General features: G+C 38.8%; 16 protein-coding genes. 8 read left to right on the forward strand and 8 right to left on the reverse strand.

Annotated elements, in window-relative coordinates:
- Positions 1–169 precede the first annotated feature (169 nt).
- From BV902_RS15825 to BV902_RS15840, 4 genes are all read left to right on the forward strand, one after another.
- Positions 170–2,269 (forward strand): heavy metal translocating P-type ATPase, encoded by a 2,100-nt coding sequence (locus BV902_RS15825; protein WP_075992764.1) that lies wholly within the window; start codon positions 170–172, stop codon positions 2,267–2,269.
- A gap of 163 nt (positions 2,270–2,432) precedes the next feature.
- Positions 2,433–4,997 carry a DNA gyrase subunit A gene (gene gyrA / locus BV902_RS15830; protein WP_075992765.1) on the forward strand — a complete coding sequence of 855 codons (2,565 nt, stop codon included), beginning with the start codon at positions 2,433–2,435 and terminating at the stop codon, positions 4,995–4,997.
- 8 nt (positions 4,998–5,005) lie between these two features.
- On the forward strand, positions 5,006–6,106 hold the full coding sequence (locus tag BV902_RS15835; RefSeq protein ID WP_070568880.1) for a tetratricopeptide repeat protein: 1,101 nt from the start codon (positions 5,006–5,008) through the stop codon (positions 6,104–6,106).
- A gap of 2 nt (positions 6,107–6,108) precedes the next feature.
- On the forward strand, positions 6,109–7,281 hold the full coding sequence (locus BV902_RS15840; protein ID WP_075992766.1) for a tetratricopeptide repeat protein: 1,173 nt from the start codon (positions 6,109–6,111) through the stop codon (positions 7,279–7,281).
- Between the two features lie 65 nt (positions 7,282–7,346).
- On the opposite strand, the gene BV902_RS15845 is transcribed toward BV902_RS15840, so the two are convergent.
- Complete coding sequence (locus tag BV902_RS15845; RefSeq protein WP_075992767.1) at positions 7,347–7,784, reverse strand: FKBP-type peptidyl-prolyl cis-trans isomerase; 438 nt, start codon at positions 7,782–7,784, stop codon at positions 7,347–7,349.
- A 113-nt stretch (positions 7,785–7,897) separates the two neighbouring features.
- The gene (locus BV902_RS15850) at positions 7,898–8,308 is read right to left on the reverse strand and encodes an OsmC family protein (protein ID WP_075992768.1); all 411 of its coding nucleotides are present in this window, start codon (positions 8,306–8,308) and stop codon (positions 7,898–7,900) included.
- Between the two features lie 180 nt (positions 8,309–8,488).
- On the opposite strand from BV902_RS15850, the gene BV902_RS15855 reads away from it, so the two are divergent.
- A complete protein-coding gene (locus BV902_RS15855) occupies positions 8,489–8,740 on the forward strand; it encodes a hypothetical protein (protein WP_075992769.1) in 252 nt (83 codons plus the stop codon).
- 53 nt (positions 8,741–8,793) lie between these two features.
- Entirely contained in the window at positions 8,794–10,014 is a 1,221-nt protein-coding gene (locus tag BV902_RS15860; RefSeq protein ID WP_075992770.1) for an MFS transporter, read from the forward strand.
- Between the two features lie 63 nt (positions 10,015–10,077).
- Here BV902_RS15860 and fabV read toward each other — a convergent pair whose 3' ends face one another.
- Entirely contained in the window at positions 10,078–11,265 is a 1,188-nt protein-coding gene (gene fabV / locus BV902_RS15865) for an enoyl-ACP reductase FabV (protein WP_075992771.1), read from the reverse strand.
- A gap of 198 nt (positions 11,266–11,463) precedes the next feature.
- Between fabV and BV902_RS15870 the strand changes: the two genes are divergently transcribed.
- A complete protein-coding gene (locus BV902_RS15870) occupies positions 11,464–12,366 on the forward strand; it encodes a DMT family transporter (protein WP_075992772.1) in 903 nt (300 codons plus the stop codon).
- A gap of 7 nt (positions 12,367–12,373) precedes the next feature.
- On the opposite strand, the gene BV902_RS15875 is transcribed toward BV902_RS15870, so the two are convergent.
- From BV902_RS15875 to BV902_RS15885, 3 genes are all read right to left on the reverse strand, one after another.
- Positions 12,374–14,164 (reverse strand): ABC transporter ATP-binding protein, encoded by a 1,791-nt coding sequence (locus BV902_RS15875; RefSeq protein WP_075992773.1) that lies wholly within the window; start codon positions 14,162–14,164, stop codon positions 12,374–12,376.
- A gap of 151 nt (positions 14,165–14,315) precedes the next feature.
- Complete coding sequence (locus tag BV902_RS15880) at positions 14,316–15,110, reverse strand: S1/P1 nuclease (RefSeq protein WP_075992774.1); 795 nt, start codon at positions 15,108–15,110, stop codon at positions 14,316–14,318.
- 125 nt (positions 15,111–15,235) lie between these two features.
- Positions 15,236–15,697 (reverse strand): DUF4268 domain-containing protein, encoded by a 462-nt coding sequence (locus BV902_RS15885; protein ID WP_075992775.1) that lies wholly within the window; start codon positions 15,695–15,697, stop codon positions 15,236–15,238.
- A 99-nt stretch (positions 15,698–15,796) separates the two neighbouring features.
- On the opposite strand from BV902_RS15885, the gene BV902_RS15890 reads away from it, so the two are divergent.
- Positions 15,797–16,333 (forward strand): lipocalin family protein, encoded by a 537-nt coding sequence (locus BV902_RS15890; RefSeq protein ID WP_237241679.1) that lies wholly within the window; start codon positions 15,797–15,799, stop codon positions 16,331–16,333.
- Here BV902_RS15890 and BV902_RS15895 read toward each other — a convergent pair.
- Positions 16,330–16,635, reverse strand: a complete 306-nt coding sequence (locus tag BV902_RS15895) for a hypothetical protein (protein WP_075994821.1) — start codon at positions 16,633–16,635, stop codon at positions 16,330–16,332. The genes BV902_RS15890 and BV902_RS15895 overlap by 4 nt on opposite strands.
- 151 nt (positions 16,636–16,786) lie before the next feature.
- Positions 16,787–18,091 (reverse strand): ammonium transporter, encoded by a 1,305-nt coding sequence (locus BV902_RS15900; protein ID WP_075992776.1) that lies wholly within the window; start codon positions 18,089–18,091, stop codon positions 16,787–16,789.
- Between the last annotated feature and the right edge of the window lie 124 nt (positions 18,092–18,215).

Here is an 18,215-nt window from a genome sequence, read left to right on the forward strand (position 1 = left end):
CAAGCTTAAGTTGTCTATCTAGTCAAATTTTAGTGTTCTCCATTCACTATGCACGATAGTTCATGTAAAACGGTCCCAAACAGGCTTGCTAAACTAAACAATTTTACTTTACGTAAAAAGCATTATCAGGAAATAGCTATCTTTGCCTAAAGACATTACATGCTATTAAATGAAGGAATCGAACGTGCAAACTGAACTTAACGTAAGCGGAATGCATTGTGCAAATTGTGCTATTTCAATCCACAAATACCTAGAAAACAACGGCGCTAAGGATATCTACGTCGATTTCGCCTCAGATGAAGTGAAATTTTCGGAGATTCCCCTGGAACAAATACCTGTGCTAGTCAAAGGTATCGAGTCTTTGGGTTACAAAGTTATTTCGGGTAAGGATAATAAGCCTAACTTTTGGAAATCTATTGATTTTAAGTTCCTTTGCTGCCTCATCTTCACCATACCCCTGTGGAGCCACATGTTTACAGACTTACCCATTCTGCATGATCCTTATATCCAACTTGCGTTATGTGTCCCAGTTTATATCATTGGTTTTTCCTATTTTGGAATCAGCGCATTCCGTTCCATTTGGAACAAAATGCCCAATATGGATGTACTCATCTTTGTTGGATCTACAGCTGCTTTTAGCTATAGCCTCATTGGAACATATTATAATCTAGGTCATGATTACCAGTTCTACGAAACATGTGCAACAATCATAACATTGGTATTTTTGGGGAATGTCCTCGAAAAAAGAGCCGTTACCAAAACCACTTCAGCTATCAAAGAGTTGGTTAAATATCAAGATATACCAGCTATTAAAATTGAAGACGACCAAGAAGTAGAGATACTAGCCAGAGAAATTAAATCAGGTGATATTTTAAAGGTAAATTCCGGAAATCAGATACCTGCTGATGGTGATATTTTGGAAGGACAGGCTTGGGTGGACGAATCTATGTTAACCGGAGAAAGTCTACCTATCGAAAAACTCAAATATGATGCAGTGATTGGTGGTACGTTACTAACTGAAGGAAACATCAGAATCGTGGCGACCAAAGTTGGGTCTAAAAGTGTACTGTATCAAATTATTCAATTAATTAAAGATGCGCAAAGTAAAAAGCCACCTATTCAAAAATTCGGTGATAAAGTAGCCGCTTATTTCGTCCCAATCGTCGTTACGATATCATTTTTCACTTTTTTTATTACTTACTTTATTGCACAATTACCGCTCCAACAATCCCTCATGAATGCGATAGCTACACTTGTTGTATCTTGCCCATGCGCCATGGGGTTAGCAACACCTACGGCTGTCATGGTTGGTCTGGGAAGAGCTGCAAAAAAAGGAATACTGATTAAAGGCGGAAGCACCATTGAGGAGATGTCCGATCTCAAACAGATGGTATTTGACAAAACGGGCACCTTAACAACTGGCGATTTTAATATCAAAGCGATTCAGACCTTTGGTATTGAACAATCGCAGGTCGAATCGATCATAGCACAATTGGAGAGTTATTCGAGTCATCCGATTGCCAAGTCGATCCGAAAACAACTCAAGGAGATAAAATCTTACCGCATTATCTTTAAGGAAGTCAATGAAATAAAAGGGAAAGGGATATTTGCTACAGACACAAATGGTAATAACTATTCCATTTGTAATGCAAAACTTGGTGAAAAGGACTACTCCAATCGCTATGATCTTGCCTTAACAATCAATGGCGTTGTAATTGCTGGCATTGTATTGGAAGATCAGATTAAGCCTTATGCAAAGGAACTCATCCAATACCTCAAAGATAAAGGGATACGCCCTATTCTTTTAAGTGGGGATCGACAAAGTAAATGTGAACGCACAGCACAGAAGCTTGGTATTGCTGATGTATACTGGGATAAGTCGCCAGAAGAAAAACTAGAGATATTGTTCAAGCTCAAAAAGAATGGTCCTACTGCAATGGTTGGTGACGGTATCAATGACGCTCCGGCATTAGCTGCTGCCGATGTTGGCATCTCGCTCGGTGATTCGACACATATTGCTATTCAATCGGCAAAGGTGGTTTTATTAAACAATGATCTCAAATCCATTGAAAAGCTGCTAAAGATTGGTCACCATACCCTATTGACAATAAAACAAAATCTATTTTGGGCCTTCGCGTACAATATTGTGGCCATACCGCTTGCCGCTGTGGGCTTTCTCGGACCTATGCTTGCAGCCTTAAGCATGGCCTTTTCAGACTTAATTGTCATAGGCAATTCGATTCGGCTCCGCTTTAAAAAAATCAAATAAAAACGATACCCCATAAGTACCAAGACAATCCATAAAAGATTGTCTTTTTTGTGTATATTAGGGCTTAAATCATTCGCTTTTGAGGTTAAATTTTTGTAACTTCGCATGCGTAGCAAGCCAGTTTACAGGGCTTGCTTACTAGTTTTATTGAAACCAAATTCATATGGCTGAAGAAACAGAAAACGACAACAATCTTGTTCCGGCAAACGACCGGATTATCCCAATCAACATCGAGGATCAGATGAAGTCTGCCTACATTGACTATTCCATGTCTGTCATTGTATCAAGAGCACTTCCTGATGCCCGTGATGGCATGAAACCAGTACACAGACGTGTTCTTTATGGCATGCTGGACTTAGGGGTTACCAGTGGCAAGCCTTACAAAAAGTCTGCCCGTATCGTTGGTGACGTATTAGGTAAATATCACCCACATGGTGATTCGTCCGTTTATGACACCATGGTTCGTATGGCTCAAGATTGGAGTTTACGCTACCCTTTGGTAGATGGTCAAGGTAACTACGGTTCCATTGATGGCGATCCACCTGCGGCGATGCGTTACACTGAGGCAAGATTAAAGAAAATTGCCGAGGAAATGCTATCCGATATCAACAAAGACACTGTTGATTTCCAAAATAACTTTGACGATTCCTTACAAGAACCAACAGTCCTTCCTACGCGTATTCCAAACCTCCTGGTAAATGGAGCTTCGGGTATTGCTGTAGGTATGGCTACAAATATGGCTCCACATAACCTATCTGAGGTTATCGATGGTACAATCGCTTTTATTGATAATCGTGATATTGAGGTTCCAGAATTGATGCAGCACATCAAAGGCCCAGACTTCCCTACAGGTGCATTGATCTACGGCTATGCCGGGGTTCAAGATGCTTGTAATACGGGACGTGGCCGTATTGTCATGCGTGCAAAAGCTGAAATAGAAGCAACCAAGTCTGGAAGAGAGCAGATTATTGTTACCGAAATCCCCTATCAGGTGAACAAGGCGAATATGATCGAGCGTACAGCCGAACTGGTTAATGAGAAGAAACTAGAAGGTATCTCTGCCATCCGTGATGAATCTGATCGTACGGGTATGCGTATTGTGTACGACATCAAACGTGATGCAAATGCAAATGTTGTTTTAAACAATTTGTTTAAATATACAGCGCTACAAACTTCATTTTCAGTAAACAATATTGCTTTAGTTAAAGGAAGGCCAATGCTGTTGAATCTGAAAGATATGATTCATGAGTTTGTGGAGCATAGACATGATGTAATCGTTAGACGTACACGCTATGAACTGGCAGAAGCTGAAAAACGTGCTCATATTCTAGAAGGGTATTTAATTGCCCTAGATCATTTGGATGAAGTCATCAAATTGATCCGTAACTCGGATACACCAGAAGATGCACGCGTTGGATTAATGGAAAAATTTGGACTGTCCGACCTTCAGGCTCGCGCGATCCTCGATATGACCTTACGTCGTCTAACAGGACTGGAACGTGATAAGATTAAAGAGGAATATGCTGAATTGATGAAAACAATTGACTATTTGAAATCGATATTGGAAGACGAAGAGCTTCGTATGAAAATTATCAAAGACGAGTTGATTGAAATCAAGGAAAAATATGGCGACGAACGTAGATCTCAGATTGTACACTCTGCTGAAGATATGCGTATGGAAGATTTTATTGATGATGAGGAAATCGTTATCACAATCTCCCACAATAGTTACGTAAAACGTACTCCATTATCCGAATACAAACGCCAAGGCCGCGGTGGTCGTGGATCAATTGGCACAAACACACGCGAAGAAGATTTTACCGAGCATATCATCACAGCCTCAGCACATAACTATATGCTGCTATTTACAGAGGCAGGTCGCTGTTTCTGGTTGCGTGCATTTGAGATTCCTGAAGGAAGCCGTACTTCTAGAGGTCGAGCGCTTCAAAATATCATCAATGTTCCAAAAGAAGAAAAAATCAAGGCCTTCATCCTGGTGAAGAACTTGAAGGACCAAGAATATTTGGAAAACAACTTCATTATTATGTGTACCAAAAAAGGTACGATTAAGAAGACGTCGTTGGAAGCCTATTCTCGTCCAAGAGCAAACGGTATCAATGCCATCAATATTAATGAAGGCGATCAATTAATTGAAGCTTGTTTGACTACTGGAAGCAGTGAAATTGTCATGGCTCTCCGTTCTGGTCGAGCAATTCGTTTCAATGAATCTACAGTTCGTCCAATGGGCAGAACAGCAACAGGTGTACGTGGTATCACCTTGGGAGCTGAAAGTGATGAAGTGATTGGCATGATTAGTGTGAATGATTCGGAAACTACCGTGTTGGTCGTTTCTGAAAAAGGATACGGAAAACGGACAGATATCGAAGATTATCGCGTAACGAATCGTGGTGGTAAAGGTGTGAAAACAATCAACGTTACAGATAAAACAGGCGAACTCGTTGCGATAAAAGGCGTTACAGACAACGAAGATTTAATGATCATCAACAAGTCTGGTATTGTTATCCGTATTGCTGTGGAAGAATTAAGAGTAATGGGACGTGCGACACAAGGTGTAAGACTCATTAATTTAAAAGATAACGACGAGATCGCTTCTATTACGAAAGTCGATCGTGAAGAAGAATCTGAAGAAGAGTCTGAAATGACCGAAGAGTCAACGGAAAATGGCGATTCGACTTCTGAAGAAAACACGGACTCAAACGAAGAATAAATAGTCTAATGAAAAACTTACTGATATCATTGTTAATATCTGCAAGTAGTTTAACTGTTGTTGCCCAATCCAATCTGAAAGAGGGCAGCAACAGTTTTGCTTTATATACCAAAACTGGCGAATTTAAAAATCTTGAAAATGCGCGAAAGTTTGCAGACGCTGCCTTCCAATCGAAGAAAGATTCAGCTTCCGTCAACAATAATCTTTTAAGAGCATTGGTATATAGCTCCTTGGCAGTTGCAGATTCAACAAGGAAGCAGCCATATAAAATGGATCCTATCGACGTATCCATCAAATCACTTAAGCTTCTGGATCAAAAAAAAGCACGTCGAAACTTTCCTGCAGAGATGGACTATATTCGTCAAAATCTTGCTGGAGCCATCTCCTATCAGGGAGCTTTGGCTTTAAAAGATGGTAAGTTTGACAAAGCGTATAAAGCTTACCTTCGAATAGATTCACTTGGCTTCAAAAATAATGATCTCAAATATAATCTGGCCGTACTCTCGGGCAAGAATAAAGATTATATGAATTCGATCAAATATTATGATGAACTCATTAAAAGTGAACATCCAAAACCTAATTACTTTCTTGAATTGGCACAGATTTATTCGCTCGGAGGTACTAAACAGGATGTCTTGAACGTTCTTGAAAAAGGACATGCTATATTTCCTGAAAATAAACAGATACTTTTTAGACTAATTGATGTGTATTCGGCCAATAATTCTTATGACGCTATCTTAAATGTCATTGCTGATGCCATTCGTTTAGAACCTGAAAATGTCGAACTGAACTATATTGCGGGCTATTCTTATGAAAACGCCAATGATATAAAACGAGCGAAAGAGTATTATAATAATGTATTGCGGTTGGATCCGAATAATTATGAATCTAATCTTGCATTAGGACTAATTAATCTGGAGACTTTATTAAAGGAACCTTCCAACCAAGATATACAAGAATTGACCATCGAATATCTGTTGAAGGCAAATGAGATTAAGCCTTATGATGTCAATGCGCTTAAAGCTTTGGCTAAATATTATAAGCTTATTGATGACGCATCACAATTAGACAGAGTGAATTTATTATTGAATCAATTAACAGTTAAATAGATATGAATTTAAAATCTCTATTATTATTAGCAGCAATAGGTACTGTATCTACCTCAGTTTCTTTTGCGCAGACGGGTAATGTTAAAAAGGCGAAGTCAGCCCTAGCGAAATTCCAAGAATTGAAAGACGCTGGTACAGTTCAATTGGGTATCTCCAATTTGAAATCGGCAAAAGAAGCTATTGACGCAGCTGTTGTCAATGACAAAACAAAAGATAATGCTGAGGCATGGACGGTATACGCATTGGTAAATGCAAACCTATCAACAATAGATAAGTCATCTGAATTAGCGAAATTGGCTGAGGACGGAATTGCCAGAGCAAAACAGCTCGATACAGACGGTGCAAATAAAGCGAATATTACTGTTGCAGAACAAATTCTGGGACAATATAATTTCAATTTGGGTGCAGAAGCCTATCAAGCACAAAAATATGCTGAGTCTTATAGCTCCTTTACAAAAGCATTGACATATCTTCCTGGAGATACATTAGTTACTTATTACAGTGGCGTTGCAGCACTATCAAACAAAGATTATAAGAATGCTGTGGAACGTTATAAAGAACTAATTCCAAGAAAAGATTTCTCTTCGCATAAAACGATTATGGTCGATTTACCTAAATTGTACCTCTCTATGCAAGATACGACTTCAGCACTTGAATATGCGAAAAAAGCAGCTGAAGCTTATCCGGATGACAATGCAGCAATGACTCAAAACATCGAATTGAATTTGATTACAGGTCACGAAAAAGAAACAATTGATGCCATTACAGCACAATTAGCAAAAGATCCAAACAATAAAAGCTTAAATTATTACTTAGGTATTGCCCAATCTTCAGCAAAAAATGAGGATGCAGCAGTTGCAGCATACAAAAAGGCTTTGGAAATCGACCCTAACTTTTTTGAAGCAAATACAAATTTGGCGATCACGTTGATGAACAAAACACGTGAAAAATTAAATGTTGTTAATAATAACAGAAAATTGACGCAGGCACAATATGATGCAGAATTAAATAAGATTAAAGCAGAATTAAAGCCAGTGCTTCCGTACTTGGAGAAAGCAGTTTCTTTGCAGCCCAAAAATGTAGATGCTTTAACGAATTTAAAGAACTACTATATTTTTATGCAAGACGAAGCTAAAACTGCAGAAATCAATGCTAAAATCAAAGAAGTAGAATAAAAAATAAACTTTCATAAAAAAGCCCTCTCTTATTAGAGGGCTTTTTTATGAAAGTCTTTTTTGCGTTAAGCTAAAATGGCAATCAACTCAATCTGAAATATCAACGTACATTCCCCTCCTTTTCGAGGTAACAATTCTTCCTTTCCATAAGCCAGCTTTGGTGGAAGACACACTTCCCAGATTGACCCAACGGGCATCATTGAAATCGCTTCTTGCCAACCGACTATGAGTTCATTGATATAAAACGTTTCGGGACGCTTCCGCTTATAGGAACTATCGAATACAGTTCCGTCTAAAAGCTCGCCTTTATAATGACAGATAACTTTCGCGGACTTTTTGGGAATCTGCCCCGCCCCCTTTGTTAATACCTTATAGTGCAAACCCGATGCACATACAACAGCACCTTCCTGTTGTGCATACTTTTCCAAAAAGACCTTTCCAGCCTCCAGATTCTTTTCCGCAAGCGCTGCTGAACTTAACTTATTTTTCTTTCTCTGAACCAAAACTCAATTGATTAAAATTCAATATTGCTAATTATTTATGATATCCTCAAAATAACAGCTTTTTCTCCTTTTTACGAAAAAAGGCCGGGTTTTTGTTCAATACTGTACCTTTATCATAGTAGCTTTGCATCTAAGGTTTTCTCGAAACTAAAAGCCTTACTCACAGGACAGTTTTCCTTCGCTTTATGCGCTATTGTTTGAAACTCAGCTTCTGTAATCGCTGGGACCTTTCCTTTCAGCTCCAGTTCAGATCGCACAATTGAACCATTTTCGAAAACAATTGTCGACACTGTCGTTAATTCCTCGGGAACAAAACCAGACTCAGAAAGATAAGCGCTCAATTGCATGGTGAAACATCCAGCGTGCGCTGCTGCCAATAATTCTTCGGGATTTGTCCCAATACCATTTTCAAAACGTGTCGAAAATGAATATTGCGTATGATCCAACGCTGTACTGTCTGTAGTCAGACTACCTTTTCCTTCTTTCAGATTGCCATTCCATTGGGCTGTTGCTTTTCTTCTCATGTTTTCTACGATCAATTATTCAATTTAATTTTTCCTATGTCAATTTCTCCTGTCGCGTTTCTAATTTTTCAGGTATCTTTTATAGAACAAATAGTCGATCAAAAAGTTGTACACTATTGAATAAATTGATGTCGCATTTTAGATAGTGCTTACGTTAACAGTTGTATTAAAACTAAACTCATGAATAAACTACTGTACCTTTTTATCTTTGTAATTGCGTTCACTTCATGTAAAACTCGTCAAGTCAAAGAACAGGCTTTAATACAAGACTGTCCTGAAGAGAAGATTGTCAATAAAATCCCCGGCCCTTTAGTAAAGGGTGAATCTGAAAAAGTTTACTATATCTATCAAGGCAAAAGAATTTCACCAAAACAATTTGATCAAGAATGGCTCGAGAAAAATTGTGATATTAAAGAGACAGTTGTTTATTGATTTTATTTCTAAAAACAAGCATAAAGACGTAATTTCGCCTAAAATTTTTTATAATGACAATTTCTCTTCGGGAGGTCAATCAAAAGATTTTAGGCTATGTCTCTTTAACTTTCCTTGGTTATTTCACAATCGGCCTATCGCTTGCAACCCTTCCCATCTTTATTCACCAGACTTTAGGATTTAATACAATTATTGCGGGATTGGTCATTAGTGTTCAGTATGTTGCTACATTCTTACTCCGCGGTTATGCAGGAAAAATTGTGGACACCAAGGGCCCCAAGATTTCAGTTTTGCGTAGCATGTTATTTTTTGCATTATCTGGACTTCTTCTGCTCCTTGTTTTCTTATTTAAATCACAGCCTTTTATCAGTTTAGGGCTTCTGCTTATTACCCGCTTGTTTACTGGAATTGGAGAGGGGCTGGTGGGTGCGAGCCCAATAAATTGGGCATTAATGGAACTCGGCGATGAACATGCCGCAAAAGCGATTTCTTTCAACGGAATAGCCAGCTATGGTGCATTGGCTATTGGTGCCCCCTTAGGTGTTTTGATGGTGGATCATATCAATTACGAAGCTTTGGCTCTACTGACCAGTGCAGTTGGCCTCCTTGGTTATTTTTATTGTCGCGCTAAAACACCCTACCAAGTGGCACGAAAAAAGGCTGAAAAGGTGAGTTTTAAACGCGTATTGCTTTTAGTAGCACCTTTTGGAATCTGTCTTGCTTTAGGAGGTCTAGGCTTTGGCAGTATCTCCACTTTTATGACGCTTTACTATGAACATTTCGATTGGCAAAATGGCGCAGCTTGCTTAACTATATTTGGCGTATTCTTCATTTTAACACGGCTTATTTTCAATAAGGTTATTGACCAATATGGCGGACTTAAAGTTGCTTTAGTGAGTCTTTTCGTTGAAGCATTAGGTCTCATGGTTATCGCCGTGGCTATTGATCCATTATGGACTCTATTGGGCGCAGCATTAACGGGTTTTGGCTTCTCACTGGTATTTCCAGCGCTTGGTGTCGAAGCCATTAAGCGGGTAGATCAAAGTCAACAAGGCTCTGCTCTCGCTGCTTACGGACTATTTATAGACATTTCACTAGGTATCACAGGCCCTTTAATTGGCTTTGTGGCCAATAATTTGGGGATGACAGCGATATACCCATTTAGTACCATTATGGTCTCTATTGGTTTTGCCGTTGTTGGCAACCTACTCTATCAAAACGGCGGAGCTGACACCAAGTCTCCTAAACATAAACATAATCAAGATATGCCTTAAAGAGCGGATAATGTTTAAACATTATCCGCTCTTTTAGGTATATCCGTTAAATAACCTTCAATACTAGGCACCAACAACTTCATTGGTATCAGCGTTGTAATCGATACCGTCGAAATTAAAACCGAACAAATTGAAAAACTCGTTACGATAACCTTCAATGTCTGAAATTTCGGCTAAATTTTCAGTTGTTGCTTTCTCCCATAATGCTGCAACTTCAGCCTGAACATCTTCGCGCATTTCTAAGTCATCAACACGGATACGACCTTTGTCATCGAGCAATACCTTTCCGTCAGCGGTATAAAGTCGCTCAGCAAACAAACGTTGCATTTGTTCAATTGTACCTTCGTGAATACCTTTTTCCTTCATGACTTTATACAATAAAGAAATGTATAAAGGAACAACTGGAATAGCTGAACTTGATTGCGTAACCAAGGCTTTATTCACCGATACATAAGATACACCATTAATATCGCTCAAAATCGCGTTTATTGCAGGCACTGTTCCTTCTAAATCATCCTTTGCACGACCAATCGTACCATTACGGTAAATTGGATAAGTAAGTTCAGGACCTATGTAAGAATAGGCAACTGTTTTTGCTCCTTCAGCTAACACACCAGCAGCTTTAAGATCTTCGATCCAAAACTTCCAGTCTTCTCCACCCATAACAGCTACAGTATTCGCAATATCTTCTTCATTTTCAACAGGCTGAATGGTAATGTCTGAAATTACACCCGTATGAAAATCTACCGTTTTGTTTGTAAAAGGTTCTTGGATAGGTTTCAAAACAGAAGCGTGTGCTACGCCAGTTTTTGGATGCGTACGGCGTGGTGATGCCAAACTATAAACCACTAGATCAACCTGTCCTAGATCCTTTTTAATAAGTTCAATAGTTTGTTTTTTCACTTCGTCCGAAAAAGCATCGCCATTGATACTTTTGGCATATAATCCCGCCTCATGGGCTTCTTTCTCAAAAGCTGCCGAATTGTACCATCCAGCAGTTCCTGGCTTACCTTCTGCTGCAGGTTTTTCAAAAAATACACCGATTGTAGCAGCTCCAGAACCAAATGCTGCAGAAATCCGAGATGCAATACCAAATCCAGTAGAAGCACCGATTACCAATACTTTCTTTGGACCATTCGCGATCTCACCTTTGGATTTCACGTATTCAATTTGATTTTTAATGTTTTGCGCAGCCCCTTGTGGATGCGAGGTTAAACAAATAAAACCTCTAGTTCTTGGTTGTATAATCATCTTGATTAATTTTCTTACTACTTGTTTTATTGATTAGGCAAAATAAGGAATTTTAAATGAGAAAATCGCGATAAAAATCAATTAGTTTTTGTTTCATTTCCATTTGAACGGACATTTGCTTACTTTCACAAAGTTAAGTATACATCGCACTCCTTTTATTTATGCCAATCCAATTTACAATAAAAAAGAATAAAAAAAATGCACTTTTTTTTAGGAACGCTAGCTGCATTATTTTTTGCCAGCACCTTCGTTCTAAACCGAATTATGGCAGTCTCCGGCGGAAGTTGGCAATGGACAGCCTCTTTACGTTTTATTTGGATGCTTCCAATCTTACTTATCATTGTTGCCATAAGAGGAAACCTCATCGATTTACTCAAAGAAATCAGATCCAACCTTTGGCAATGGCTTCTTTGGAGTACGATCGGATTCGGGCTATTCTATGCAACACTTACCTATGGCGCAAATTATGGCCCATCTTGGCTCGTAGCTAGCACCTTCGAATTCACCATTATAGCCGGCATGTTTATTGGTCCGCTACTTGATAAAAAAGGGCAACGAAAAAGTATTTCAAAAGCTTCACTCCTCTTCTCCATCCTTATTTTTTTAGGTATTCTTTTGATGCAAATTTCAGAAGCTCAGTCAACTTCCTTAAAAACAATGCTATTGGGAACCATCCCAGTGTTGATCGGCGCTATTGCCTATCCCTTAGGTAACCGTAAAATGATGAAAATATCGAACAATAGATTGGATGCTTTTCAACGTACACTCGGCATGACACTCTGTAGTATGCCATTTTGGATTATCCTGAGCCTATTTGGCTATTTAGATAATGGTCTACCCACTGACAGTCAACTCTTCCAAACCTTTTTAGTAGCCATCTGTTCGGGAGTAATTGCCACACTTTTATTTTTCTCAGCTACCGATTTCGTTCATCAGGACCATAAAGCATTGGCAGCTGTAGAGGCAACACAGGCCATGGAAGTCATTTTTACGTTGGTTGGCGAAATTCTTATCCTGCAGGTGGCGCTTCCAAATGTATATTCCTGTATTGGTATTGTCATGGTGGTCATTGGCATGATTCTACATAGTCGCACAAGTTAATAATACCTCACCTTTCATCTGTTTGTAATGTTCTGCTTATTTTACTCAGGTTTAAACTATTGGCCATTGCTGAGAAAATATCATAATAAGTTCCTTTATGTGCGTATAGATCTTCATGTTGCCCTTTCTCCACCACCATTCCCTTTTCCATAACCACAATGGCATTGGAATCGATGATCTGAGAGATACTATGGGAAACGATAATTACTGTACGGTCTTTCTTTATGGCATCCAAACTATTTTTAATCTGTTCGGTCGCGATGGCGTCCAAATTAGCCGTAGGTTCGTCGAGAAAAATAATCGGTGGATTTTTTAAAAATAAACGGGCTATGGCGATCCGCTGCTGTTGGCCCCCTGATAGTGACTGCGCATCGGAATCGTAACCTTTGGGCAGATCCATAATCTGCTCATGAATATAGGCTTTCTTGGCTGCTTCAATGATTTCTTCCCTAGAACTTCCTATCTTACCATATTCGATATTTTCAAAGATAGTCCCTTTAAAAATATGATTACGCTGCAATACCATACCGATATGTCGACGGAGAAACGCTGTATCATACTTTGCCAGATCTACCCCATCCAAAAAAATTTGGCCGCTGCTGGGTTCGTAAAATTTATCCAATAAGTTGATAATCGTGCTTTTCCCGGCCCCACTCAGCCCCACTAAAGCTGTGATTTCATTCGGCTTGATCTCAAAATTCACGTCCTTTAAAGCAACGGTTCCATTTGGATATTCAAAAAATACATTCCGTAACGCCAAATGTCCTTGAATATGTGCTGGCTTATAATTACCCTTTGATTCAATATGCTCGTCAGATTCCAAAATTTCGAAGAAAGATTCTGAATAGATCAGGGCATCGTTTACCTCATCATAAATACGGTGCAACTGACGTATCGGCGCCGAAACGTTATTAAATAACATGATATGAAACATAATCGCACCAATAGTAATTTGGCCAGAGAGAACAAGATAAGCTGTTAAAACGATGATAATAACGACAGCAATCTGTTCGACAAAATTTTTAATGCTATCATAAAGAAAACTCGTTTTTCGAGTTTCCATTTGATTCTCCGTCATTTCAAATTGGATCTTTTCATGACGTTTAGCTTCTTCTGGCTCCCGAACGAATGATTTAATTACTAAAATTGAATCGATCAAACTAATGATCCGATTATTTTTCGACTCCCTGTAATTGCGCATCTGCCGCCTAAAGCCTGTCAACTTGGAGGCTTGAGTCTGACTAATATAAAGGTACAAAGGAATAACAGCCACTCCCACCAGCCCTACATATACATTAGCATAGAACATACAGATTAATGCTATGATTGCATTTGCAAACAAAGGCAGAATATCAATAAAGAAATTTTGGACTAAACGTGTCAACGAGCTAATACCGGCGTCTATTCGGGTAGCCAATTTTCCACTTTCATTATCACTTGAGGTATAAAAAGCCAACTTATAGGTTAAAATGCGGTTTACAATGGATTGAGAGAAGTCTCGTGCGATATAAATTCGAAGTTTCTCTCCGTAAAATTTCTGACCAAACTGAACAAAAGCGTAGACAATTTCTTTAATTAACAAAATAATACTGATCATGCCTACTAGATACATGCCTTTTGATAAGGGTTCTTTGGCGACCATCAGGTCATTAATTTGATCGACGGTATAACGCAAAATAAAAGCGTTTATTTGCGCAGCAAAAGACCCCACTACCGTTAATAGCAAGGTATAAATAATCAACTGACGATAAGGTTTGGCAAAGGGAACAATTTTTTTGAATAATTGCGGGATAGTCATTGAAATTGATTTTAATATAGAGGAAACAACTAATTTAGGGACATTGTTTAAATGAAAGCATAAAATCAATGTGATCGCAATGACGTACTACGACAAAAAAGGCGTATCGTTTCAGGATACGCCTTTTTAATAATTTATGGTAGCCGTAATATTAACCAAAAATTCGGTTTAATACTTTAGCTAGCCTTAAGCCACCTTTTAGCATACATTGCTCCATAATATCCTTGTTTTGATAAACATAGGAGTACGATAAATTGGCATTATTAGCTACGTCAGCGTAAATCTTTTCAGCCAATTGATTTGATTCATACAACCAGTTAGCGAGCTCTCCAGCCGCCAGCTGTTCATTCTCTTTTTTGTTATTCACATCTAAAACAGTTGCAAACTCGGTATAACTATACTTCTCATTGTCTACCAAATCACTATCCCAAACACGGTGAATATTTGATTTTTTTCCAAACCAGCTTACTTCAATCTTATTACCTCCTTGATCCTCGGCACGGCTAACATGCATGGGTTGATGCGCATCGCCCAAAATATGGATCAAGAAATACAGGTTTTGCTTTTGTTGATCCATTGGAATAGTCTTATCTGCAAAGGATTTCTCAATACGGAGCGCTGTCTTATACAGATTCTCATCAGCTGAATTTTCTAAACCCAATTGAAAATCGGCCCAGGGTAAATTTGAGTTTAAATTTATAAAATGAGAATTCCCCAGTTTTTTAAATTCAGGATTGGGATCTGATTTGATAAAATCCCCCCAGTTGGCCCAATAGGCCAGCTTTTGCTGTCCAATAATTTTTCCAATATTCTTTTTGGCTTTTTTAGTCAAATGGCGTTCCGCAATTTCAGCCACGACACGATGCCCTGTTGTCCCCCACGCAAATACCGAAGAAAGCTGAAAACACAATGCCATTGCCAGCAAACCCTTGATCATTTTTTTCATTAGATTGTTGTTTTAAATGATGACGAAGCTCCTACCTGTTAGAAAAACGCCGCACGCTCCAACAAACTGGAGTTGAAAAGCGGAATCAGACCTGTAATAACTCATCTTACTATACTGAATGTTAATTATTTGAAAATATCGAACGTATACTTAGCCGATGACCAAAACTCATCCAAAGCAATTATTCGAGGCTTAAAAAAAGAAATGAGCTCGGCCCAGTCATCCTCTTTAAAAATACTGTAACCGGTTAAGCTTGTATAGATCCGACAAATCGGCTTTCCATATTCGTCCATTCCGTCCATATCCCAAATCCACTCTTCTTCAAGAAGATCCTGCAGCAATGTTTTAAACTGAAGAAATTGTTCTGCCATTAATGCCCTGAGCCCAGCATCAGGTTGGGACCACTGTATCGCAATAGTTGCCAGCTTCTTATCCGCATCCATTCTGAAGTATAAATGCTTAATACCTGTCTTGTAGTTAATCCAATTTGCCTTCTCCCCATCTGCCGATGCATGTAAAGCCATAAATTGGCCAAACTTCGTCCAGAATAACTGTTTTAATTGTTTTATCTCTTCCCTTGAATACACCGATACAAATTTTTAGTCAACAAAATTAGTAAAATAGCTCGGTATGTCTAAACCTTATTGGTATCAAAATTGTTGTTTTAACAATAAACATATTCGAAGATGAACATGGATAAGAAAAAATCACTGTTACTATTAACTGGCATAGCACTTGGGGCTGTGGCTTATAACGCCTTTAAACCTGTCGTCTCGCGACCTGATGTCGTGGATCCATTTGATTTGGATAAATATCTTGGAAAATGGTTTGAGATAGCCAGACTCGACTTCTATTGGGAAAAAGGCTTAAGTCAAGTTTCCGCAGAATATAGCAAAAATAAAAATGGCACAATACGTGTCAATAACCAAGGGTACTCCGAAGGCAAAGAACGCTGGAAACAGTCTATCGGAAAAGCCAAATTTGTCAACAGCCCCAATGAAGGCGCACTTAAAGTATCGTTCTTTGGTCCTTTCTACAGTGGATATAATATTGTAAAAATAACGCCGGATTATAAATACGCACTCGTTTTTGGTGACAATCTAGACTATATGTGGATTTTGGGCCGTGAGACAGAGATTCCAGATAAAATCAGAAATGAATTTTTAACCTATGCCCTGCAATGTGGCTATGAAACCGGCGATCTTGTATGGACCAAACATTAGTCGAAGATCGGAGCTAATAGCGGGTAGTTTAACGTCTTGTCCTGTGTGAGTACATCAGCTATTTCCTCAATATCTTCCGGCGTGATTGCATTTCTGATACCTGCATTGTAGAGATTTACAAGAAATAGGGCACCAGCACGTTTTTCGTTGAGTGGCAAAATTGAACTCCCGACATAAAAATTTAATACAGATACTGCATAATCACCAAACACGTTAAAACCGAAATCACCATTTTTCTGTAGGCAATAACGCATCATTTTTTCAAAATCAGAACGCAAAGTATCTTTAATCTCAGTAGTCATGAAAATCTTTTTAGAGGCACAGGTACTCGAAATAGCGCATAGCATCATACACTTCTCTCCTGGCAGGACAAAAATGCAAAAAATATCCCAAACAATGTACCGCTAAGCAGTAGATTGTTTGGGATAACGTATGCGTTATGCTGCGACTAGGTTACAATGCTTCTGCATGTTGAGAAACATCCAAACCAAGCTCTTCATCTGTCTCTTCGACGCGTAATGGAGCAATAAGATCGGTGATCTTCAATAGCACAAGTGAACCAACGAAGGCAAAAAATGACACGGCAAATAGTGCGACCATATGGACAAAAAACAACTTCGTTTCGCCAAAAAATAAACCATTGTCCACAACAACAGGATTAATGTTATGATGGGCAAACACACCGGTAAGTACCATACCAACCATGCCACCTACCCCATGACAAGGGAATACATCCAAGGTGTCGTCGATACTTGTTTTACTTCTCAGATATACAACCAGATTACTAACCAACGCGCCAACCAAGCCGATGATCATAGCATGTGGAATACTGACAAAACCAGCTGCTGGTGTAATCGCAACCAAACCAACAACGGCACCGATACATGCTCCCATTGCTGAAGGTTTCTTTCCACGTATGATATCAACAAATATCCATGCCATGGCGGCCATTGCTGATGCTGTAGTCGTTGTCGCAAAAGCGTAAGCTGCCAAAGAATTTGCTCCACCAGCTGAACCTGCATTAAATCCAAACCAGCCAAACCACAAGAGTGCTGTACCTAATATCACGTAGCTTATGCGCGCCGGATTATGAATTTGCATTTTACGTCCTTTTAAATAAATCGCTGCTGCCAATGCTGCCCAACCTGCCGACATGTGCACAACTGTACCCCCGGCAAAATCAAGAACACCAAATTTTGCTAATATACCTTCAGGGTGCCAAGTAGCATGTGCCAACGGCATATAAATAAAAATACTGAACAGAATAATGAATAGCATAAATGAATTAAAACGAATACGTTCCGCAAAAGCCCCCGTAATCAATGCTGGTGTGATAATCGCAAACTTTAATTGAAACATCGCAAACAAAACCAAAGGTATAGTGGGAAGCGCTCCCCAAGCGACATTCCCTAATGTACCTTTCATCATAAAAAATGTACGCGGATCACCGACAATACCACCGATATCATCGCCGAAAGCCAAACTGAAGCCAACAATGACCCAGAGGATTGTCATTAAACACATACATATAAAGCTTTGCATCATCGTTGAAATTACATTCTTCTTGCTAACCATACCGCCATAAAAAAAGGCAAGTCCAGGTGTCATAATCAACACCAATGCAGAAGAAGTTAACAACCAGGCCGTATCTCCCGTATCAAATTCTGCCTTGTTTAAATCAGACAAGTCGATGGACGGAAATACAAGTCCCAATACTCCCAAAAGAACTAGAACAATGAGTGGAATAATTTTTTTCATTTGTTTAAACTGATTAGTGTTTTCAATATATTAATAAAATTGTTAAAAAAAATACAAGAACAAAACAAAAACCTACTTTCCCTTATAATTTTTTCAAATATAAGCTCTTTTTGTTAAAAAAATA

This window comes from Sphingobacterium sp. B29 (assembly GCF_001952815.1).
GTDB classification, from domain to species: Bacteria; Bacteroidota; Bacteroidia; order Sphingobacteriales; family Sphingobacteriaceae; genus Sphingobacterium; species Sphingobacterium siyangense.